General features: G+C 66.6%; 20 protein-coding genes. 10 read left to right on the plus strand and 10 right to left on the minus strand.

Annotated features, from left to right (window positions below; translation table 11 throughout):
- Window positions 1–54: 54 nt before the first annotated feature.
- On the plus strand, window positions 55–426 hold the full coding sequence (locus ACZ75I_RS09575) for a DUF805 domain-containing protein (RefSeq protein ID WP_026346975.1): 372 nt from the start codon (window positions 55–57) through the stop codon (window positions 424–426).
- Between the two features lie 73 nt (window positions 427–499).
- Here ACZ75I_RS09575 and ACZ75I_RS09580 read toward each other — a convergent pair whose 3' ends face one another.
- Window positions 500–874: a hypothetical protein gene (locus ACZ75I_RS09580; RefSeq protein WP_472959052.1), complete on the minus strand. Its 375-nt coding sequence runs from the start codon at window positions 872–874 to the stop codon at window positions 500–502.
- 321 nt (window positions 875–1195) lie between these two features.
- On the opposite strand from ACZ75I_RS09580, the gene ACZ75I_RS09585 reads away from it, so the two are divergent.
- From ACZ75I_RS09585 to ACZ75I_RS09625, 9 genes are all read left to right on the plus strand, one after another.
- The gene (locus tag ACZ75I_RS09585) at window positions 1196–2224 is read left to right on the plus strand and encodes an alpha/beta hydrolase (RefSeq protein ID WP_346476170.1); all 1029 of its coding nucleotides are present in this window, start codon (window positions 1196–1198) and stop codon (window positions 2222–2224) included.
- A gap of 122 nt (window positions 2225–2346) precedes the next feature.
- On the plus strand, window positions 2347–3723 hold the full coding sequence (locus ACZ75I_RS09590) for a YncE family protein (protein ID WP_134970209.1): 1377 nt from the start codon (window positions 2347–2349) through the stop codon (window positions 3721–3723).
- A 51-nt stretch (window positions 3724–3774) separates the two neighbouring features.
- A complete protein-coding gene (locus ACZ75I_RS09595; RefSeq protein ID WP_180867953.1) occupies window positions 3775–4821 on the plus strand; it encodes a heme/hemin ABC transporter substrate-binding protein in 1047 nt (348 codons plus the stop codon).
- Entirely contained in the window at window positions 4818–5861 is a 1044-nt protein-coding gene (locus tag ACZ75I_RS09600; protein WP_134970210.1) for a FecCD family ABC transporter permease, read from the plus strand. Before ACZ75I_RS09595 ends, ACZ75I_RS09600 begins: the two co-directional genes overlap by 4 nt.
- Window positions 5858–6619, plus strand: coding sequence for a heme ABC transporter ATP-binding protein (locus tag ACZ75I_RS09605; RefSeq protein ID WP_061478677.1), 762 nt, complete (start codon window positions 5858–5860; stop codon window positions 6617–6619). Before ACZ75I_RS09600 ends, ACZ75I_RS09605 begins: the two co-directional genes overlap by 4 nt.
- Window positions 6620–6683: 64 nt before the next feature.
- On the plus strand, window positions 6684–7433 hold the full coding sequence (locus ACZ75I_RS09610; RefSeq protein ID WP_180867951.1) for a hypothetical protein: 750 nt from the start codon (window positions 6684–6686) through the stop codon (window positions 7431–7433).
- A gap of 415 nt (window positions 7434–7848) precedes the next feature.
- Window positions 7849–9885: an elongation factor G gene (gene fusA / locus ACZ75I_RS09615; protein WP_346476169.1), complete on the plus strand. Its 2037-nt coding sequence runs from the start codon at window positions 7849–7851 to the stop codon at window positions 9883–9885.
- A 252-nt stretch (window positions 9886–10137) separates the two neighbouring features.
- Window positions 10138–10410 carry a hypothetical protein gene (locus ACZ75I_RS09620; protein WP_005409616.1) on the plus strand — a complete coding sequence of 91 codons (273 nt, stop codon included), beginning with the start codon at window positions 10138–10140 and terminating at the stop codon, window positions 10408–10410.
- A 110-nt stretch (window positions 10411–10520) separates the two neighbouring features.
- A complete protein-coding gene (locus ACZ75I_RS09625; protein ID WP_053496662.1) occupies window positions 10521–11276 on the plus strand; it encodes a SapC family protein in 756 nt (251 codons plus the stop codon).
- Here the strand turns inward: ACZ75I_RS09625 and ACZ75I_RS09630 are convergent.
- The 9 genes from ACZ75I_RS09630 to ACZ75I_RS09670 all read right to left on the minus strand — a co-directional run bounded on the left by ACZ75I_RS09630 (window position 11233) and on the right by ACZ75I_RS09670 (window position 20777).
- Window positions 11233–13602, minus strand: a complete 2370-nt coding sequence (locus tag ACZ75I_RS09630; protein WP_429000303.1) for an ATP-binding protein — start codon at window positions 13600–13602, stop codon at window positions 11233–11235. The genes ACZ75I_RS09625 and ACZ75I_RS09630 overlap by 44 nt on opposite strands.
- Complete coding sequence (locus tag ACZ75I_RS09635) at window positions 13599–14225, minus strand: response regulator transcription factor (RefSeq protein ID WP_154350754.1); 627 nt, start codon at window positions 14223–14225, stop codon at window positions 13599–13601. Before ACZ75I_RS09635 ends, ACZ75I_RS09630 begins: the two co-directional genes overlap by 4 nt.
- A 313-nt stretch (window positions 14226–14538) precedes the next feature.
- Complete coding sequence (locus tag ACZ75I_RS09640; protein ID WP_180867946.1) at window positions 14539–15072, minus strand: lipocalin family protein; 534 nt, start codon at window positions 15070–15072, stop codon at window positions 14539–14541.
- An 8-nt stretch (window positions 15073–15080) separates the two neighbouring features.
- Window positions 15081–16154: an SAM-dependent methyltransferase gene (locus tag ACZ75I_RS09645; RefSeq protein ID WP_346476168.1), complete on the minus strand. Its 1074-nt coding sequence runs from the start codon at window positions 16152–16154 to the stop codon at window positions 15081–15083.
- Entirely contained in the window at window positions 16151–16936 is a 786-nt protein-coding gene (locus tag ACZ75I_RS09650) for a DUF1295 domain-containing protein (protein WP_472959018.1), read from the minus strand. Before ACZ75I_RS09650 ends, ACZ75I_RS09645 begins: the two co-directional genes overlap by 4 nt.
- Window positions 16933–17478, minus strand: coding sequence for a DUF2878 domain-containing protein (locus ACZ75I_RS09655; RefSeq protein ID WP_180867940.1), 546 nt, complete (start codon window positions 17476–17478; stop codon window positions 16933–16935). Before ACZ75I_RS09655 ends, ACZ75I_RS09650 begins: the two co-directional genes overlap by 4 nt.
- 1 nt (window position 17479) lies before the next feature.
- Entirely contained in the window at window positions 17480–18739 is a 1260-nt protein-coding gene (locus ACZ75I_RS09660; RefSeq protein ID WP_472959019.1) for a class I SAM-dependent methyltransferase, read from the minus strand.
- Entirely contained in the window at window positions 18736–19503 is a 768-nt protein-coding gene (locus ACZ75I_RS09665) for a DUF1365 domain-containing protein (RefSeq protein WP_472959020.1), read from the minus strand. The genes ACZ75I_RS09660 and ACZ75I_RS09665 overlap by 4 nt, the downstream gene beginning before the upstream one ends.
- Window positions 19500–20777: an NAD(P)/FAD-dependent oxidoreductase gene (locus ACZ75I_RS09670; RefSeq protein ID WP_180867935.1), complete on the minus strand. Its 1278-nt coding sequence runs from the start codon at window positions 20775–20777 to the stop codon at window positions 19500–19502. The genes ACZ75I_RS09665 and ACZ75I_RS09670 overlap by 4 nt, the downstream gene beginning before the upstream one ends.
- Between the last annotated feature and the right edge of the window lies 1 nt (window position 20778).

Here is a 20778-nt window from a genome sequence, read left to right on the forward strand (position 1 = left end):
CCTGCGGGCGCTCCTTTGGCACACTGCGCGGCTACTTTTTCAAGGATTGATGCCGTGCAGGAAATGATTCTGCCGTTGAAGCGTTACGCCCAGTTCGAGGGCCGTGCCAACCGTCGCGAATACTGGATGTTCCAGCTGTTCCTGTTGATCGTCTCGGCCGTCCTGATGGTGCCGCTCATCGCCGGGTTGGTGATGCAGTCCGACGTGCTGGGCATCGCGTCGATCATCCTGTTCGTCGTGTTCTGGCTGGCGACGTTCGTGCCGGTCATCGCCGTCACCGTGCGCCGCCTGCACGACTGCAACCAGTCGGGCTGGATGTACCTGCTGGCCTTTGTTCCGTTCGGTGGCCTGGTGATCTTCGTGTTCGCGCTGCTGCCGGGCACACCGCAGGAGAACGTCTACGGCCCGGTGCCTGCGGGGCCGTGAGACTGCGTGAGTCGAGCATGGCTCGACTTCTACAGGACGGGAAAACGAAGCCGGCGTTTCGCCGGCTTCCTTCTTACTTGATGCTGCAGTCGCCGAAGGACAGGTAATCCGTTCCCGAGCTGAACTGCAGCGTGCAGCTTGCGGTGAAAGTCGCGCCTTCTTCCAGTGCGCCCAGCTTGGCCGCCTGCTGTTCGTCGTCGCTGGTCAGCCGGGCCAGGACATTGCCCTGGTCGTCGCCGGCCTCGATCAGCGGCTCGCCCGCTAGGTTGCTGGAGACGCCCAGGGCCACGGCAGTGAATGTCACCGTCTGGTTGAGTTCCTCCATGCCCAGTGACGAATTGCCGGCCTCTTCAAAGGCCTGGTAGAGCGTTGGCAGGTCCTGTGCGGCATGGGCGGCCAGTGGTGCAATCAGGCCGAGGGAAAGGGCGATCAGGGCGGTGCGCTTCAAGGTGTTCTCGCAGTCACGGGATTCATTCCCGTGGATGGTGGTCAGTAGATCCACGCCATGCGTGGATGGGTTTGGCAAAGGACAGGGCGCGGCCGGCGGCTCGATTGCCCATCCATCCGCAGCCCTGCGAGGGAAGGGCGCTCCTGCGCCCCGCTGTCCGGCAAAATAGTGGATCCGGTGTTTCCGGCGCAACCGGGAAAATGAACGCATCGCGCGCGTGATACACAGCGTGACGTTTGATCGATGTGATAATCATTCGCGTTTAAGGTAGACTGCGGTCCCCTGTGAACCGGCGGCCATCGGCCGCTCCTGCCGCCGCTGATGAAGCATTTCGTCCCGCCTTTGCGCCGTGGTCCACTGGCCCGCGGCATGGCCGCCCTGATGATGGGGGTCCTGATGGCCACGCCCTACGCCCATGCGCAGCAGCGCAATCCGCTGCAGAAGATCGGCCACACCGTGCTGGACGAGCCGGCGGCCAGCTATCGCTTTGAACGTTTCGTGGTGGACAGCCCGGACCAGCAGCGCCGTTGGCGGGTGAACCTGGCGATTCCGGCCAGGGCCGGCAAGACCCCGTCCCCGGTGCTGTACGCGCTGGATGGCAATGCCGTGGCCATGGTGCTGGACCAGCCGCTGCTGGCCGAGCTGGCCGCGCGCAAGGCACCGCCGGTACTGGTGCTGATCGGCTACGACAACGACCTGCGCATCGATTCCAAGGCGCGTACCTTCGACTACACCGCGTGGATCGACCGTGCCGACGACGAGAGCGGCACGACCCAGGCGGTCGGCGGTGGTGCTGCGGCCTTCCTGGATGTGATCGAACGCCGCATCAAGCCGGAAGTCGAGCGACGCGCACGCATCGATACGCAGCAGCAGGCGCTGTGGGGCCATTCGCTGGGCGGGCTATTTGTGCTCAATGCGCTGTACACGCGACCTGCCGCGTTCCAGTCCTATCTGGCAGCCAGTCCGTCGCTGTGGTGGAGCCAGGGCGCGGCGCTGGGTGATCCGGAGCAGCAGTTCGTGCAGAACGTGCACGGCCAGCCGGCAAAGCTCTGGCTGATGCTGGGTGGCGCCGAGCGGGTCGGTGATCGCGGCAAGCGCGATATGAGCAACCCGCGCGTGGTTGCGCACCTGCGCCGGATCAGTGGCGCCACCCCGGATGCGGCGATGCAGTTGTCCGAGCGGCTGGGCAAGGTGCCGGGCCTGAGCGTGCAGTACCGCGAGTTCGATGGCCTCGGCCACGGCCCGATGCTGCCGGCATCGTTCCACGCTGCGCTGCATGAACTGTATGGCGTGTCCGACCGCAGCGCCGGCGACGGCGCGCCCAGTGGCGGGGACAGCGCCGGCGAATGACTGCCTTCGCACGCCATGCCGTGCGACCCCACTACCCAGGCGAGGCTGCCGGCGTGCAGCGGCCCAGGCAACCGATGAATCCCGCGCCACGCGGCGCGGCCTACGTGTGCAAGGAGCCTGCCATGTCGTTCCGTCCGTCTTTTCGCCTTACCTCTCTCGCCGCCGGTCTGCTGCTGGCGGTGACCGCCACCGCCCAGCCGGTGTTCGATCAGCCGGCCAACGCCACCTTCAAGGGTGAGGTCGTCTCGCGCGGTGAGAACGTGGTGCCCGGCAGCACTGCCGACGTAGTTGGTCGTGGCTTCGTGCCGGGCCAGAAGGTCAGCCTGCTGCGTGGCGACAGCGTGCTCAACACGCAGCCGCTGGAGGTCGATGCCGATGGCAACTTCAAGACCCAGCTGAGCATTCCGGCCGATGCGGTGCCGGGCACCCACCCGGTGGTGGTGCGCGCCAGCCAGCCGGCTGCGGCCACGGTGCTGAAGCTGCGCGTGTCGCCGCAGCTGCCGCTGTCCGGCCAGGCGCAGTTCGCCACCCAGTCCAACAAGCTGGTGCCGGGCCTGTACCAGTCCGCTTACAGCGCCGCCAGCAATGCGGTGTTCGTGACCTCGGCGGTGGGCCGTCCGCCGGTGACCCAGTCGCAGTTGCTGAAGCTGGACCCGAAGTCGCTGAAGGTGACCAGGGCGATCACCCCGGCGCAGGTGCCGGGCAGCACCAACGGCGCGGTCTATGCGGTCTACGGTGTGGGCGTGGATGACATCAATGGCAATGTCTGGGTGACCAATACCCGCCAGAATTCGATTGCGGTCTATCGCCAGAAGGACCTCTCGCTGGTCCACCAGTTCCCTGTCGACACCGTGCCGCATGCGCGCGACGTGGTGGTCGATGGCACCCACGGCAAGGTGTTCGCTTCGGCCACGGGTGAGGACCACCTGTCGGTGTTCGATGCGAAGACGTTCAAGGAGCTGCCGCCGGTGACGCTGGAGTCCGGCGTGGATGATGGCAAGTTCACGCCGATGAGCCTGGTGCTGGACGAGAAGGGTGGCAAGCTGTTCACCGTCAGCATCGGCACGCCAGAGGCGGCGGTGATCGATGTGGCCAGCGGCAAGGTCGACAAGGTCATCGACCTGGGCAATTCGATCAGCGCCTCGGGCGTGGCCTTCGACGCAGCACGCAACCGCCTGTACGTGGCCTCGCAGGGCACCGACAACCTGCTGATCGTCGATGTGGCTTCCGGCAAGGTGCTGCATGACGTGCCCGTCGGTGCCGGCGCGCTGAACGTCGCCTTCGATGATGCCTCCGGCCTGGCCTATGTCAGCAATCGCGGCGCCGGTACGGTCACCGTGGTGAACGGCGACGGCAAGGTGGTTGCCAACCTCGATGGCGGCACCCTTCCCAACCATGTGCGTGCCGATGGCAAGGGCAACGTGTTTGCGGTGAACAAGTCGCGTGGCGCCGAAGATCCGAAGGGTGACCGCATCACCCGCATCACCCCGAAGCAGTAAGTCACAGGGCAGGGCGGCCTGCACGTCGCCCTGCCAGCAAGGAGAACGAGCATGAACATCGCGTCCCGTCTGCGCCTGTGTGCGCTTCCGTTGGCTGTTTCGCTGGCGCTGTCTGCCTGCAGTGGCTCGTCAACGCCGTCGGATGGCCACAAGGCCGCCGAGCCGCCCGCCGCAACCGCCGCTGCGGACACCGCGTTGCCGGCAGGCTGGCAGCGCGTGGCCGGTGCCGAACTGCCCTCCGTGCACGGCCAGAAGGCCGTGCTGCCGGCCCAGGTGCATTCCGACGATGGCGCAGACGTCGAGGTTGCCGACACCAGCCGCATCATCGCCGGTGGTGACGACGTCATCGCAGTGATCGAGGCACTGGGCCTGGGCAAGCAGGTGTACGCGGCACCGACCAACACCACCACGCAGGCCGGCCTGGCCGCGCAGCACCAGTTCCTGTTCAACCGCACCACCGGCGTGGAGGGCGTGCTGAGCCTGCAGGGCTCGCTGTTCCTCGGCAACAGCCTGCGCCGCCACACCGAGCTGGCGAAAAAGCTGCGCGAGGTGGGCGAGCCGGCGGTGGTCATCGATGACCTGCAGCCGGCGCCGGACAAGGTGCGCAAGGTCGCCGCCGCACTAGGGCTGGCCGAAGCGGGGCAAGCACTGGCCACGCAGGTGCAGCGTCAGCTCGACGAGGCTGCAGCGATTGGCAAGGGCCTGGGCCATGCGCCACGATTGATCCACGTCTCGGCAACCGGCGCTGGCGGCTCGCCCACCGTTGCAGGTGCCGACAGCGCGTCGGCGCAGTTGATCGCCCTGGCGGGCGGCATCAACATCGGTACCGAGGCCGGCGTGAAGAACTACTCGCAGCTGAGCAATGAGGGCGTGGTCGCGGCGGCACCGGAAGTGATCCTGGTGACCGAGCATGACCTGCAGCTGTTCGGCGGTGCCGAAGGCCTGTGGAAGGCGTACCCGACGCTGAAGCAGACCCCGGCCGGGCAGGCCAATCGGGTCTGGGTGATGCCGGATGTGCAGCTGAAGTACACCAGCGTGGGTTCTGGTGCGGGCGCGCTGGCGCTGGCCAACGCCCTGGCGGCGTTGCCGAAGGCATGAGTCCGGCGGATCGGCGCCGCCGTCGCGGGCGGGCGATGTTGATGGTGGCGTTGCTGGCACTGCTGGGGGCAGTGCTGGCGTCGTTCGCCGTGGGTCCGTTGCGGTTGCCACCGCTGGAGGTGATGCAGGCACTGGCGGTGAAGCTGGGCCTGCTTGACCCACAGGCGGTCAGCAGCCGCGATCTGGCGGTGGTCTGGCAGCTGCGCATACCGCGTGCCCTGTTGGGCGCGATGGTCGGTGCGTCGTTGGCGATGGCCGGTGCCAGCCTGCAGGGCCTGTTCGGCAATCCGTTGGCCGACCCCGGCATCGTCGGTGTCAGCCAGGGTGCTGCGCTGGGTGCAGTGGCTGCCATTGTTCTCGGCGCTGCGGGTGCCGCCGGTTGGCTGGTGCCGGTTGCCGCCTTCGTCGGTGGCGCCCTGGCCATCGGCCTGACCTATGCGCTGGCGCGGCCGGGCAAGGGCAGTGGCAATGCGACGCTGCTGCTGGTCGGTATCGCGATGGCGGCCTTCTGTTCGGCGCTGATCGGTTTTCTCACCTATATCGCAAGCGAAAGTGAGCTGCAGTCGCTGGTGTTCTGGCAGATGGGCTCGCTGGCACGTGCCAACTGGGCCGACGTGGCCGCCGTGGTACCGCTGTTTGCCATCGGTGTGCTGGCGCTGCAACGGTTGGCAACGCCGCTGGATATGCTGGCGCTGGGCGAGCGCCAGGCCCAGCATCTGGGGCTGGATGTGACCCGCACGCGGCGTCGACTGGTGGCGTTCAGCGCGCTGCTGGTCGGGGCGGCGGTGGCGTTTGCGGGCTCGATCAGCTTCGTCGGCCTGGTGGTGCCGCACGTGGCGCGCCTGCTGGTGGGTCCCGGCCATCGCTGGTTGCTGCCGTTGTCCGGCCTGCTGGGTGCACTGCTGATCGTGGTGGCGGACACGGCCGCGCGCACGCTGGATCCGCCCGCGGAGATTCCGCTGGGCCTGTTCTCGGCCGCGCTGGGTGCGCCGTTCTTCCTCTGGCTGGTGCTGCAGCAGCGCCGCAAGGCGGTGCCATGAGTGTGCTGCTGAAGCTGCACGATGTGGTGGTGCGCCGCCAGCAACGCGAGATCCTGCACGGCATTTCGCTGGCGTTCGAACCAGGTACGGTGACCGCACTGGTGGGCCCGAACGGTGCGGGCAAGTCCACGCTGTTGGCGGTCGCGGCCGGCGACCTGCGCGCCGATGCGGGCGAGGTGAGCCTGCTGGGCAGGCCGCTGGCCAGCTACAAGGCGGGGCCGCTGGCGCGCGAGCGCGCGGTAATGCCGCAGGAGCACGGCGTGCGTTTCGCCTTCAGCGTAGAGGAGGTGGTGGCGATGGGCCGGTTGCCACACCCGCCGGACCCGATCACGGACGATGCCCGGGTGGAAGCGGCCATCGATGCCGCCGAACTGCAGGCGCTGCGCCTGCGCGAGGTGCAGCAGCTCTCCGGTGGCGAGTCCGCCCGGACCACGTTCGCGCGCGTGCTGGCACAGGACACCCCATTGCTGCTGCTGGATGAGCCCACTGCTGCGCTGGACCTGCGCCATCAGGAGCGCACGCTGCGCAGCGTGCGTGCCTGTGCCGAGGCCGGTGCGTGCGTGATCGTGGTGCTGCACGACCTCAATCTGGCCGCAGGCTATGCCGACCGCATCGTGTTGCTGGAACAGGGTAGGGTCGCGGCCGATGGCACGCCGTTGCAGGTGCTGACCGAAGACAACCTGCGGCGCGTCTACCAGCAGGACGTGGTGGTGCTGGAGCATCCGCGGCGCGGGGTGCCGCTGGTGGTGGTGGCCTGAGCGAAAGTCCGCCCGGTTGCTCCGGATATCATGGCGGCTTCGTTTTCTTCAATGGACTGATGCCATGTTCCGCACCGTTACCCGCAGCGTGCTGCTTGCCGCGATGATTGCTTCCGTTTACGCAGCCCATGCAGCGTCGACCTCCCAGGTTTCGCTGACCAACGCGGCCGAGAATGCCTCGCTGATCGAAACCCGGCATTCCAGTGGCGACGGTGCCGCAGTGACGTCGATGAAGACGCAGTACTTTGCCAACGAGGAAATGTCGGTGAGCTGGGACGACCAGCAGGTGCTGGTGCTGTGCAGTGAAGCGGCGTACCTGCAGATTCCTGCCGCCAAGCTCAGGGCCGGAGCGCTGACTACCGAGCAGCGGCAGATGATCGTCTATCAGGCACTGATGTCCGGCTTGGGGGCTGTCGCGGGCGTTGTCGGGCCGGCAGGCGAGGTGGTGACCGTGGCGGATGACGGTAGCGAGACCCGCAGTGTTGGCGAGAACAGCTGGGCATACGGTATCGAGCTCTACGACGTGATCAGTCAGCGGCTGCCGGATGGTGCTCTTCGGGTCCGAACCCGTAAGACGGAAACCGTGAATACCACGCCGCCGGCGGGCCCGGACGACACATTCAGCACCGAGGATGATCAGGCGGCACGCCTGTCCGAGCTGGCGCCGGTGGGGAGCTGGATCGAGGTCGTGATTCATGGTGGCCCACGGCTGCCGCACGTGGACCCGGCGATTTCGTTGAAGGGCTGGATGTCGATGGGGGATGACCAGCCTGCAACAGTGGCCGAGGCGCGCAAGCTGCACGGCTGCAAGTGAGGGCTGCCAGGGGTCAGATCCCTTTGCCAGGGGCAAAGGGATCTGACCCCTATCGTTGTCGGCCTCATCGTTCCATTTATGTGCGCAATATTCACTTGCGCGCCAGATTGGCAGGTCTAGAATGCGCCCCATGAACCGGATGCCGCTCCTGAAGTTTTTCACCCTGACCCGCGCAAGTGCGGAACGGGCGTGTCTGCCTGGAGCTCCACAGGGCCGCTGAAGCGGCTATCGCTGGATCATCCACAGAGCGCCCTTCGGGGCGCTCTTTTCGTTTCTGCAGTTTCATTTCCCTAACCCGACGCACCGCAAGGAGAACGTGCCATGCACCAGATCGCCGAGACCGAACGCTAGCCGCGCACCCTGTCGCCAACCGGGGTGCGCGGCCCCCGTAGTTGGCTTTGCAGGAACCTATCTTATGAACACCCAAGTCCTTTCCCGCCGTCGCAACCTTGGCATCATTGCCCACATCGACGCCGGCAAGACCACGCTGACCGAACGCCTGCTGTGGAAAAGCGGCGAGATCCATCGCGTCGGCGAAGTGCACGACGGCAATGCGACCACCGACTTCTCGGCGATCGAGCGCGAACGTGGCATCACCATTGGCGCGGCCGCCGTGCAGGCGCAGTGGGCACCGCGTGATCTGCCGCCGCATCGGCTGACCCTGATCGACACCCCCGGCCACATCGACTTCGCCATCGAAGTCGAGCGATCCCTGCGGGTACTCGACGGCGCCGTGGCGGTGTTCTCGGCCGTGGATGGCGTGCAGCCGCAGTCCGAGACGGTGTGGCGCCAGGCGCGTCGCCATCACGTGCCGCTGATCGCTTTCGTCAACAAGATGGACCGCGTAGGCGCTTCGTTTGAACGCGTGCTGGAGCAGCTGCAGGACAAGCTTCGCGCGCGGCCGTGGGCGCTGGGCGTGCCGTTGGGCAGCGAAAGCGGCTTCAATGGCTGGGTCGATCTGGTCGATGAGCGCGTGCTGCAGTGGCAGGAGGACGGCGCAACCACGGTGACCCCGTGGGACGAAGCGGCGCGGGCCCAATGGCAGGCCCAGCGCGATGCGCTGGTCGAAGCTGTGGCCGATCATGACGAAGAACTGGCCGATGCCTGGCTGGAAGGTCGCGTGATCGATGCCGGGGCGCTGCGCGCGGCAATCCGCCGGGCGACGCTGGCAGGTGCAGGCGTGCCTGTGCTGGCCGGTGCTGCGTTCAAGGACAAGGGCATCGAGACGCTGCTGGATGCCGTGGTCGATTACCTGCCGTCGCCGCTGGATCGCCCTGCTGTCAGCGCCGAAAGCGATGAGGGCGAGGTGATGCTGCCGCCGGATCCGGACGGTCCACTGGCAGGCCTGCTGTTCAAGATCACCCACCAGCAGCACGGCGCGTTGAGCTTCGTGCGGCTGTACTCGGGCACCTTGAAGGTGGGCGACGCGGTGGCCAGTTCGCAGCATCCGCAAGGGCGGCGTGTCAGTCGCCTGGTGCGGGTGCAGGCCGACCAGACCCATGACATCGAGCAGGCCGTGGCCGGTGACATCGTCGCGGTACTGGGCTGGAAGGATGCGGTCAGTGGCGAGACGCTGAGCAGCCGTGCGCAGCCGCTGCGCCTGGAGAACATCCAGGCTCAGGCGCCGGTGCTGGCCTGGCGGTTGGAGCCGGCGCGTGCGGCGGACCTGATCCGGATGGCGCAGGGGCTGGCCAGCCTGGCCCAGGAAGACCCCTCGTTCCGTGTGGAAACGGACCGGGAAACGGGTGAAACCCTGGTCTGGGGCATGGGCGAGCTGCACTTGGAAGTGATGGTCGAGCGCCTGCGCAGCGAATGGAAGGTCGAGGTGGCCGTAGGTGCGCCACGCGTGGCCTACCAGGAGACGCCGATGCGCCCGATGACCGGTGTCGTCGGGCGGCTGGTCAAGCAGACCGGTGGCCAGGGCCAGTTTGCGCATGTGGTGCTGGATGTGGCGCCGCGCGACGACGACCTTGTCGTGTTCAACGACCGCATCGTCGGTGGCGTGGTGCCGCGCAGCTTCATCGCAGCGGTGGAAAAGGGCGTGCGTGCCGCGCTGTCGGAAGGTCCGCAGGGTCATCCGGTGGTCGGCATCGAGGTCAGTCTTGTCGATGGCCAGACCCATGCCAAGGACTCTTCGGAGATGGCGTTCCATCGCGCAGGCGCCGAGGCGATCAAGGCGGCGCTGGCCGAGGGTGGAACGCAGCTGCTGGAGCCGGTGATGGCGGTGACGGTGCATTCGCCGTCGGCGTCGGTGGGTGATGTGGTCGGCGACCTCAACCGGCGCCATGGCCGCATCGCCCGCATCGAGGACCAGGACGGTCGTGCCGAGGTCAGTGGTTTCGCGCCACTGGCGCAGCTGGTGGGGTACACCACCTCGCTGCGTTCGCTCAGCCAAGGGCGGGCCAGCAGTGAGGCGCACCTGCACGGCTATGAGCCAGTACGCGCGGCATGAAGAAGGCAAGGGAGCCCGTTCGCGGGCTCCCATTTTTTTTGTCCGGGTTTCCGTATCCGCGCATGGCGTGGATCTACCGGGTGACCGGGTCGCGAGCTCTGCAGTAGATCCACGCCATGCGTGGATGGATCCGCACCGACACGGCAACATTGGCGCTGCATCGCACCAAATCTGTAGAAAAAGCTGGATTAAAGTGATGCCTCACGATAAATTGCGCACCCCCCGTTGCTCGCCGCCGCCCGCACCCCTCTCATGCGTGATGACAAAGACCCCGGAACCCTGGAGCTGACCCTGCCGCGCAAGCGCGGTCGTCCGCCCAAGTTCGGGTACGCGATGAGCGATGCGCAGCGGGCGGCGCGCTATCGTGCGCGCAGGGCAGGGCAGGCCAACCATGCCGACGTGCGTTCCTGCAGCGACATGGTGCTGCTGGACAAGATCCGTGCGGCGGTCAGTGCCCGCGACACCGAGCTGGCCGGTTTCCTGGTCCACGTACTCTGGCAGCGCTACCCCCTGCAGCTGAAATAGTTCGCCGGTGGGGTGGCCGTTGTCATCGAGCTTGTTGATAATGCGGGATTCAGGTTGTTCCCGCTGGCGTGCCCGGGATGGCAGGCGCGCATGATCGAACGGTTCCCAACATGACCACCACCAGCGACACCACCACCGAAGCGGCGCCGAGCGGCGCCCCCCTGTTCTATACCCGCCCGGTGCCGCTGCAGGCCGATGTGCATGCCGATCTGCGCATCCTGCCGGGCAAGCTCGAGTTCGCCGCCGGCAACAATGCCATTCCGCTGGTGCTGGGCGAGTTCTCGCTGGCCCTGCACCACTTCCCGATCCTGTTTGCCGGCCCGAGCGCGGTTCCGATGGCTGCCGTGGGCGTGTCCGACCAGAACCTGTTCATCAAGGATGGCCTGTGGGAAGACGAGGCCTATATTCCCGCCTACCTGCGCCGCCACCCCTTCATCTTCATCGACACCGGTGCGGAGAATGATTTCCTGCTGGGCATCGACGAAGAGAGCCCACGCGTGGTCAAGGGTGGCGAAGAAGGCCAGCCGCTGTTCGTTGATGGCAAGGCCACCGAGATGGTGCAGCAGGCCCTGGAATTCTGCGGCCAGTACACCCGCGAACACGAACAGACCCAGGCCTTCTCCAAGGCCCTGGTCGACAACGGCCTGCTGGTGGAGCGCAACGCCACCGTGCGTATCCCGGATGGCCGGGAGTTCAACCTCAACGGTTTCCTGGTCGTGGACGTCGAGAAGTTCGTCGCGCTGCCGGAAGCAACCGTGGTCGAGTGGCACCGCAGTGGCTGGCTGGCACTGATCCACCAGCACCTGATGTCGCTGGGTCGCTTCAATGACCTGACCCGTCGCCAGGTCGAGCGTCTGGCCGCGTGATCAAGGGGGTGGGCAGGGTTCCCGCGACGCGGGCGCCCTGTCCGGCCTGCAGTACGCCCAGCAGGCGACGTGCGTCGGTCCAGTCCGGCGTGGCGTCCTGCGCCAGATCGACCAGCTCGGCCGCGATGGCGGCGTGCTCGCATTGACCCAGCATCTGTAGCGCGCCCTGCAATCGGTGCGCGTGATGACCGAGCGCCGATGCGTCTGCATGATCGACAATCCGCTCGATCCTGCCGAGTTCATCGCAGATGTCGGCGCTGTAGGCCGCGTCCATTTCAGTCACCTGCTCAAGTGCGTCCACGCTCTCCGGCGCCGGAATGCCCAGCGCAGCGAGCAGTTCGGCGGCGCGCAGCGGCTTGGCCAGCATCGCGTCGAAACCCGAGCGGCGGCAGCGTGCGTGGTGACGTCGCCCGCTGCGGGCAGACAAGGCGATCAGGCGGACCGGATGCCCGCTGCGGGCGCGCAGTTCGCGTGCCAATGCGTAGCCATCGATGCCACGCAGCCCAATGTCGATCAGCGCGGCAGGGCGGGGGTGGCGTATCTGTTCGGCCAGCGCGCTGGCCGCGTCTTCCAGGGCACATACCTCGGCGCCCCAGCGCCGCAACTGTTCGGCAATGACGTGGCGATTGAGTGCGTGGTCCTCCACCAGCAGCAGTTGCAGCCCGGCCAGTGGCGTGCCCTCCACGGGCATGTCCCGGACACTCTCGGCAGAGTCAGCAGCGCATACCGGCAGGCGCAGGATGAAGCGGCTGCCGCGACCGAGGACGCTGTGCACGGTCAGATCGCCCCCCATCGCACGTGCCAGCTCGCGTGCAATGGAAAGCCCGAGGCCACTACCGCCACGCTGATGCCCACCGCTGCCTTGATGGAAAGGCTGGAACAGTTCGGCTACCTGTGCGGGCGCGATCCCGATCCCGCTGTCGATCACCTCCAGCAGCAGCTCTTGCGGCCGCGCCGCTGGAAGCAACCGCAGGCGCAGCTCGATGCCGCCGATATCACTGAACTTCACCGCATTGGCCAGCAGATTGCTGGCAATCTGGCGTAGCGCATCAATGTCCACCCGAATGATCGGCGAAGGTTCGGTCGGGGCATCAAGATGCAGTTGCAGGCCTTTCTGTTGCGCCTGTGGCCGAATGGCCTCCAGTGCCTGCCGGCAAAGCCGGGTCGCATCACAGGCTTGTGCATGCGGCCTGAAAGCGCCGCTGGCGAGGCGCGAAAAGTCCAGTGCGCGATTCAACAGGCCGCGCAGGGATTGGCTGGCGCTGCTGGCAGCGGCGAGCAGATCGCGCTCGCCTTTCGGCAGTGTCGATTGTCCAAGCAGCTCGATCGAGGCCAGTACGGCCTGTGCCGAATTGCGCATCTCGTGACTGATCATCCCGATGGCCTGCGCGCTGCGGCGGTCGCCGCGTACCCGCAGGTGACGGGTCATGGGCCACAGCAACAGGGCGACCAGCAGAGGGGGCAGCAGCAGCCAGCCGCGCGGGGGCGAGGCCTGCATCCAGTCCAGTGCGTTTCCCGCCGCCGCTGGCAGGGTCTGGCCTGCCCACAGGTGGAGCAGGCTCGCATGCTCCTCCAGCGTGATCTCCCGCAACGCCTGCCCGATGCGTTCAAGCAGCTGCTGGTCTTCCTGGCGGACGAGCAGGTAGAGGTCGGTGGAGAAGTCGCTGTCGAATGGCTGCAGGCGCAGGCTGCCGTTGAAATGGCGTCGAACCAGCGGGCGCAGCGTGGATTCCAGGCCAATCGCCACGTCGGCCAGGCCGGATTGAACTGCCGTCAATGCTGCGTACCGATCAGGCAAGTGCTGCAGCCGGATCTGAGGATGATGCGCGCGCAGCCAGCCGGCGTAGGGCCCGCCTTCAACGACGGCCACCACCCGGCCGTCGAGCTCGCGTATCTCCCGTGGCAGCCATTCGCCGGCGCGCCCTGCCAGCAGGGTGGCGCCACCCCGGAAGCGGCTGGACGCGGCGAGGTCGGGGCAGGGCAGCTTCTGGTGTCTCGCGCCGCCAAACACCATGACCAGGTCGGCCTCGTGATGACATACAGCGAGGATTGATGCGGCGGTCGTCGGATAGGGGTGTTCCAGGAAGCTGAGTTGGGCGTGACGCGCCACCAGGTTGGCGTAGCCATGGGCGAGCGTCGGCGGTGATGACGGATCGGCCATCGCCGCGGGCACGGGGCGTAGGGACGGAGCGGTGGAGACCCGCACGCTGCTGCCCGGCAACCAGCGTGGTGACCGGATATCTTCCGCCGACGCGGCGGGAAGGAGAAGCAGTACCAGCAACCCCCGGATCAGCAGGCACGGACGCAATGGCGCATGGCGCCTCACGGCGACTCCAGCCGTTCACGCAGCGCATAGATCTCCACATCGCTGCGCAATCCCAGCTTGCGCAGCACCGCGACCTTCTGTGTGCTGACGGTCTTGATGCTGCGGTGCCGGCGCAGCGCGATCTCCGATACGGTCAGGCCTTCCAGCAGCAGCTCCAGTACCTCCCGCTCGTTGCGGCTGAGCTCGCCACGATCGCCGGCCAGCCTGACGTCCGGCGGAATCCGGATCAGGCCCTGGAAGACGCGCACGATGGCGTCGGACAATGCCGCAAGGGGTTCGGCCTTGCTGACGAACCCACTGAGTCCGGCATCGATCAGGCTGTTGAGATTCGTGGTGGGGCAGAGCGTGGCGAAGGCCAGCATCGACGTGCGCGGGAATTCGCGGCACAGCAACGTAACCAGCTCGATGCCGCCCAGGTCGCCACGGGCGAGTGTGAGATCGATGATGGCCACATCCACGGGCATGCGGTGCAGACTGTTGATCAGCGCGTCGCTGCAACCATGGCTGGCGACGATGTCGAACCGGAGATCGCCTGACAGGTGCAGGGCGGTGCCGCGACGGACGACTTCATGGTCGTCCAGGAGCGCCAGGCGAAGCCGGCGCGGTGCAGGAAATCCATTCATGCGCGGGAGGTGATCAGCGCCCATGGGCGTGGCCACCATTCTGGCGCCGCTGTCGCGTCGAACATCGAATTTGTTGCGTTTTTACGACTATTCCTAAAGATCGATGGATGAGCTCCATCGATAAGTGCTGATCCATGGGCGGGACATGTCGTCGGGTTGAAAGCCGCGGGGACCCAGTGTCCTGGCGCGCTCTCGCTGGATGCAGCTGGCCTGGGTTGCAGGGCTGCCGGCACCCTTCGACAGGGCATTAATGTGACGCGTCACGCCGGGGTGCCTGGTCACCCGCGAGCCGAGTAGTGGGCGGTAGCGCAATCTATCGCACCGACTGCGGCACGCGCCTGAGCCTGCCGGTGTCGTAGCCCATGGCCGCGATGCGCTGCACGGCGTGCTGGTAGTCGCTGTCCGATACGTGCGGGGTACGTGCCATGTACCAGACATAGTCGCGCTTGCTGCGTGCGACGATGGTCTGGCCATAGTCGTCGTCCAGCCAGGCAATCACATACTCGGCCTGGATCGGCCAGATGAACTGCATGCCCCAGATCGCGCCATTGCCGTTCTTCTCGACCCGTCCAACCGGGTGCATGGACTTCTGCGGGGCGTCGAAACTGCCCTTGCGATAGGTGAAGGTCGTCTGTATGCGCCCGTCCGGCCGCAGCGCATAGCTCTCCACCGCGTCGAAGGCCTCGCGCTCCGGCCATGAGGGTATGTGGGCGATCACATACCAGTCGCCCATGAAGCGCGGCACGTCCACCGAGGGCGGGCTGGGCAGGGGACGGGTATCGCTGGAGCTGCAGCCGGAACCGAACAGGCTCAAGGCCAGCAGGGGAAGCAGGGAGCGCATGCGCATGTCACACCTCAACGGGGACGGAACAGATAGTGGGCAACCAGCCACTGCTGGCCATCGTCGTAGCCGAACAGCTCGGCGCAGGCCATCCAGAACATGCGCCAGCGCTGCCACCAGATCTTCGCCGCCGCCTGGCCGTAGGTTGCGACCAGTACCGGCATCACCGCCTCGCGGGCCGCATCCTGGTTGGCCAGCCAATGGTCGGCGGTGCGCTGGTAGTGGGTGCCGTCCAGCAGCCAGCGCTGATCGAGTCGCAGGTCGCGCTGGAAATGCAGCAGCGTGTCGGCGGCCGGCATCAGTCCACCGGTGAAGAAATGACGGCCCATCCAGTTGTCGCCGCCCTCGGTCTCGAACGGGTACATCAGCGTGCGATGGGCGAAGATGTGCACGAACAGCGCGCCGTCGGGCTTCAGCCACTGCGCGATGTGCGCCAGCAGTCGCTGGTAATTGCGCACATGTTCGAACATTTCCACCGAGACACAGCGATCGAAGCGTGCCGTGGGCAGCTCAAGCTGGTTGACGTCGCAGGTCAGCACCTCGACGTTGTGCAGGCCTCTGGCCTGGCACTGCGCCAGGATGTGCTGGCGTTGGCTGTGCGAGTTGGACACCGCAGTGATGTTGGCCTGCCGATAGCGTTCGGCCATCCACAGGGTCAGCGAACCCCAGCCACAGCCCAGTTCGAGAATCTGCTGGCCATCGGCAAGTCCGGCGCGCTGGCCATACAGTTCCAGCATCGCTTCCTCAGCCTGGTCCAGCGTTTCGCGCCCGGTGGGGTAGTAGCAGCTGCTGTACTTCAGCCGCTTGCCCAGGCAGGCCTGGAAGAATGCCGCGGGAACTTCGTAGTGCTGGCGGTTGGCCGCGTCGGTATGCAATGCGAGCGGACTGTCGGTCAGTTCTGCGATGCGACGGCTGAAGCGTGCGGACTGTGCCTCGATACCTCCCGCCGATTCCTCGTGCAGGCGTTGCGCGCACAGGCGCCGGATGCCGGCACGCAGCGCCGCATCGGGAACCAGCCCGCGTTCGGCCCAGGCGATCAGCCCGGTTTCCGCGTCTTCAGCCGGATTCAGTGACGGGATCGCGCTCATGCGGAATGCTCCTTGGAAGAACGGGGGAACCAGGGAAAGAACATCGGCGTGCTGCGCTGGTAGGCACGGTAGTCGTCGCCGCGGCTGCGCAACGCCTGCTTTTCGGTGAAGGGGACGCCGCTGAGATAGCGCAGGAACAGATACATCAGCAGCGGCCCGGCCCACGCCAGCCACCACAGGGGGGAACCGACGGCGAGCAGCACATAGGTGAACCAGTGCAGCCACTCGAAGAAGTAGTTGGGGTGGCGTGAATAACGCCAGAGCCCCTCGCGGCAAGTGCGGCCCTTGTTCGCCGGGTCGGCGCGGAAACGTGCGAGCTGGCGGTCGGCCAGGCTCTCGCCGCCGACGCTCAACAGCCAGGCCAGTGCTGCGGCGACTGTCCACGGTGTCAGGCCGGCATGGGAATTGGCTGCCACCGCAACGAAGGGCAGGGCGAACAGCACGACCAGCAGCGCCTGCGCCATGAAGAAGCCAAAGATCTTGCCCTGGTGGCTCTGCCAGTGTTCGCGCAGATAACGGTAGCGCCCGTCTTCGGGTTCACTACGGACCCGGCGCCACAGGTGCAGCGCCAACCGGCTGCCCCACAGGCCGCCGAGCAGGCCCAACGCAACCCGAGGCAACATCGCGCCATCGCCGAGCAGCGCCAGCAGCAGGGCCGAGGCGCCCACGCCCTTGGCCCAGAGCACGTCGACAACGCCGATGTTCTGGTGGCGGCGCTGCCAGGCCCAGCCCCAGCTCATCACCAGCACGGCATACAGCAGTACCCACAGCAGATTGATCATGACGATGCTCCGGCCAGGGAGGGCGGAGTGGTGCGAGAGCCGCGACGAGCGGTGACGCACAGCAGCGAAAGCGCGATGCTCCAGCCCGCACCCAACACCAGCAGGCCCTGCCACGTGGGTGTGGCGAAACGGACCGCATCGAAACCGCGCGCTGCGGAGAGATAGGCCAGCGGTGCCAACAGCAGGCCGAACAGAGCCGGCAAGGCCGGGTGGCGCAGCAGGAAGCGCATCGAGGTGGTCAGCGTCATCGCGAACGCGGCCCACAGCGCCATGATCCAGGGGGGCGGCACCCAGCCCAGCGGGGCGGCGGCGTAGCGCACGGTGCCGCTGGCGGCGGCGCTGGCATCGACCAGCCATGCGCAGGCCAGTGCCAACACCATCAACCGAAGGTCCAGCCGTGGTTGCGGCGACGTCAGCAGCTGGCTGCCGATGTAGAGAGAGGCTGCCAGCAACGCCGGCCACTGCCAGCCGCGCCCGGCGCCGGCTACGGCGCACAGCCAGACCAGCTGGTTGCCAAGCAGATTGGGCCAGAACCTGCGCATCTCAGCTGCCTTGGCCCGATGAGGCGCCCGGGCGATGCCCCGGGCGCGCCATCAGCAGATGGGAGACCCCGATCGAGCGCTCCAGGAAGCCGCCCTCGCAGTAGGCCAGGTAGAACTCCCACAGGCGGCAGAAGCGCGTATCGAAGCCCTGCGCCTGCACGTCGGGCAACCGGGCGAGGAAGCGCTGGCGCCAAGTGCGCAGGGTCAGCGCGTAGGAGTGACCGAAGTCCTGCTGGGCGATCAGCTGCAGGTCGCTGGAGCGCGTTTTGGCGGCCATGATCGCGTTGATCGACGGAATGAAGCTACCGGGGAACACATAGCGCTTGATGTAGTCTACGCTGCGCCGGGCCTGCTCGTAGCGATGGTCCTCGATGGTGATGGCCTGCAGCAGGGCAACGCCATCAGGCTTGAGCAGGCGCTGCAGCGTGGCCATGTAGGTGTCCAGGTATTCTGCGCCGATGGCTTCGATCATCTCGATCGACACCAGCTTGTCGAACTGGCCCTGCAGGTCGCGGTAGTCCTGCATCAGCAGCGTGACCTGGTCCTGCAGGCCGGCCGCCTGCACGCGCTGGGCAGCCAGCGCGTGCTGCTCGGCGGAGATGGTGGTGGTGGTGACGTGGCAGCCGTAGTGCTGCGCCGCGTGCAGCGCAAAACCACCCCAGCCGGTGCCGATCTCCACCACGCGATCGCCCGGCTTGAGCTGGAGCTGCTGGCAGATGCGGTCCAGCTTGCGCCGGGAGGCGGATTCCAGCGACTCATCTTCTGTGTCGAACAGGGCTGAGGAGTACATCAGGTCCGGCGACAGGAACAGGGCAAAGAAGTCGTTGCCGAGGTCGTAGTGCGCGGCAATGTTGCGGCGGCTGCCTTCACGGCTGTTGCGGCGCAGGCGGTTCCAGCCGCGCAGCAGCCAGCCACCCACGCGGGCCGGGCCGCGCTCCATGCCGTCGAGCAGGTCGCGATTGCGCACCAGCAGCCGGATCAGGGCCACCAGGTCATCGCAGTGCCATTCGCCCTGGATGTAGCTTTCACCTGCGCCCACGCTGCCCTGCGCTGCAACCTTGCGGTAGAACGCCGGGTCATCGATGGTGACGGTCACCTGCAGCTCGCCATGGGCATCGCCCAGCCAGACTTCGCCGAGTGCATCACGCACGCACAGGCGGCCGTCGCGCATGGGGGCAAGCTGTTGCAGCAGGCGGCGGCGCAGGAAGGCATCCAAGGCGCCGGGTCGCGGAAGGGCGACCAGGGGAGTCATCGAGTTCATCGCGGTTTCTCGGCAAGGGCAGGGTGGTCATGCACGGGGTTGCGTTTCAGCCACAGCCGCAGCGCGTGCCAGTGGATGGCGGCCATCACCTGCAGGGTCATCAAGGGATAGCAGGCCAGGACCCGGGCCAGCCCGCGGCCGTCCAGGGCGTGTCGCTGCATGGCCTGGGTGGCATCAAACTGGCGAACACCTTGGTGCCAGACCTGCATGTGCACGCGCAGATCATCATCTGGGCGGTTGAACCGCCAGTCGTAGTGGCAATCCATCGGCATGAACGGTGAGACATGGAAGCGCTTGTCGAACCGCCAGCGCAGCGAGGTGCCTTCGTGGGTGGCCGTGGCGACTGGCAGCACATAGGCGTGCCGTTCCTTCCAGGGCGTATTGGTGATCTCGGCGACGATGCAGTCCAGGGTGCTGCCATCGGACTGGTAGCAGTAGTAGAAGCTGACCGGGTTGAATACGTACCCGCCGAAGCGAAGATGGGTGAGCAGGCGTACCGGGCCGGCAGGCCGATAGCCCAGGGTAGCCGCAGCATGGTCGCGCACCGCATCGGCCAGCGGTTGTGCGGGATTGCCGAAATAGTCGCTGCGGCGGAACTCGGCCAGGTTGCGGCGATTGACCGACCACAGCCAGCGCCCGGCGAACACGGTCTCCAGCTCGTCCAGATCGAGCAGCAGCTGCGCGATCGGATAGCGGAACGAGTGGGGCTGCGGATGATGCCGTCGGTGCATCACCTGCCCGAAGTAGAGTGCGCTGGCACTCACGCTGCCACCTCGCCGGGCGCAACGCTGTCAAGGTGCGCGGTGCACTCGCGCATCGCGTCCACCACGCGGCGGGCGCTGCGGATGCCGTCTTCGTGGAAGCCCCAGCCCCAGTATGCGCCGGCGAACCAGGTGTGGCGGCGGCCCTGCAGCTCTGCCCAGCGCTGCTGAGCGCGGATAGCGGCATGATCGTGCACCGGGTGGGCATAGTGCAGCCTGCGTAGCACCTTGGCCGGATCGATCGCCTCGCTGCGGTTGAGGGTCACGACCAGCGGGGTGTCACCGGGCAGGCCCTGCAGGAGGTTCATGCAATAGCTGACCGTACAGGGCGCGCCTGGATCCCTGGGAACGTGTGCATTCCATGCAGCCCATGCTTTGCGGTTGCGCGGCAGCAACGATGCATCGGTATGCAGTACTGCTTCGTTGGGCTGGTAGCGGATGGCGCCGAGTACTTCGCGTTCGACCTGATCGGCGTCACGCAGCAGGGCAAGCGCTTGGTCGCTGTGGCACGCCAGGATGACCTCGTCGAACCCCTCCACGCCGGCCGCGCTGTGCACGCGCGCGCCCCACGGCATGCGTTCGACCGAGTGAACCGGGCATTCCAGCCGCTCACGCACCCGCCAGCGGGCGCGAAGGGCATCGACATAGCGTGCCGAGCCACCGCTGACCACCCGCCAGGGTGCGCGCCCGGTCATCTGCAGCATCTGGTGGTTGGCCATGAACTGGGCCAGGTAGCGGGCCGGGAACTGCATGACCGTGGCGGTCGGTGACGACCACAGTGCCGAAGCCATCGGCAGCAGGTGCTCGTCGATGAAAGCGGTGCCGTAGCGCTGGCCGCGCAGGTACTGGCCCAGTGTCGGGCCTTCGTCTTCCGCCAGCAGCAGCGGCGCATCCCGGTAGAACCGGCGCAGGTCGGCCAGCATTCCCCAGAAACGTGGCGAAACCAGATTGCGACGTTGGCAGAACAGGCCATCCAGCGAAGTGGCGTTGTACTCGACGCCACTTCGCTCGCTGTGCATGGAGAAGCTCATGGTGGTCGGCTGCGAGGCCACACCCAGTTCTTCGAACAGTGCCGTCAGCAGTGGGTAGTGCAGGGGATTGAAGACGATGAAACCGGTATCCACCGCCATGCGCGTGCCGTCCACCTGCACGTCATGGGTGTGGGTATGTCCGCCCAGGTAATCGTTGGCCTCGAACAGCGTCACTTCGTGTTCGCCGTCCAGCCACCAGGCACTGGCCAGGCCGGCAATGCCGGAGCCGATGATCGCGATGCGCATG

The sequence above is a fragment of the Stenotrophomonas sp. X genome (assembly GCF_055721025.1).

Coding starts and splice junctions, on each gene's coding strand:
- ACZ75I_RS09585 (WP_346476170.1), top strand. CDS start 1,196: ATGAAGCATTTCGTCCCGCCTTTGCGCCGTGGTCCACTGGCCCGCGGC.
- ACZ75I_RS09590 (WP_134970209.1), top strand. CDS start 2,347: ATGTCGTTCCGTCCGTCTTTTCGCCTTACCTCTCTCGCCGCCGGTCTG.
- ACZ75I_RS09595 (WP_180867953.1), top strand. CDS start 3,775: ATGAACATCGCGTCCCGTCTGCGCCTGTGTGCGCTTCCGTTGGCTGTT.
- ACZ75I_RS09600 (WP_134970210.1), top strand. CDS start 4,818: ATGAGTCCGGCGGATCGGCGCCGCCGTCGCGGGCGGGCGATGTTGATG.
- ACZ75I_RS09605 (WP_061478677.1), top strand. CDS start 5,858: ATGAGTGTGCTGCTGAAGCTGCACGATGTGGTGGTGCGCCGCCAGCAA.
- ACZ75I_RS09610 (WP_180867951.1), top strand. CDS start 6,684: ATGTTCCGCACCGTTACCCGCAGCGTGCTGCTTGCCGCGATGATTGCT.
- fusA (WP_346476169.1), top strand. CDS start 7,849: ATGAACACCCAAGTCCTTTCCCGCCGTCGCAACCTTGGCATCATTGCC.
- ACZ75I_RS09620 (WP_005409616.1), top strand. CDS start 10,138: ATGCGTGATGACAAAGACCCCGGAACCCTGGAGCTGACCCTGCCGCGC.
- ACZ75I_RS09625 (WP_053496662.1), top strand. CDS start 10,521: ATGACCACCACCAGCGACACCACCACCGAAGCGGCGCCGAGCGGCGCC.
- ACZ75I_RS09635 (WP_154350754.1), bottom strand. CDS start 14,225: ATGAATGGATTTCCTGCACCGCGCCGGCTTCGCCTGGCGCTCCTGGAC.
- ACZ75I_RS09640 (WP_180867946.1), bottom strand. CDS start 15,072: ATGCGCATGCGCTCCCTGCTTCCCCTGCTGGCCTTGAGCCTGTTCGGT.
- ACZ75I_RS09645 (WP_346476168.1), bottom strand. CDS start 16,154: ATGAGCGCGATCCCGTCACTGAATCCGGCTGAAGACGCGGAAACCGGG.
- ACZ75I_RS09650 (WP_472959018.1), bottom strand. CDS start 16,936: ATGATCAATCTGCTGTGGGTACTGCTGTATGCCGTGCTGGTGATGAGC.
- ACZ75I_RS09655 (WP_180867940.1), bottom strand. CDS start 17,478: ATGCGCAGGTTCTGGCCCAATCTGCTTGGCAACCAGCTGGTCTGGCTG.
- ACZ75I_RS09660 (WP_472959019.1), bottom strand. CDS start 18,739: ATGAACTCGATGACTCCCCTGGTCGCCCTTCCGCGACCCGGCGCCTTG.
- ACZ75I_RS09670 (WP_180867935.1), bottom strand. CDS start 20,777: ATGCGCATCGCGATCATCGGCTCCGGCATTGCCGGCCTGGCCAGTGCC.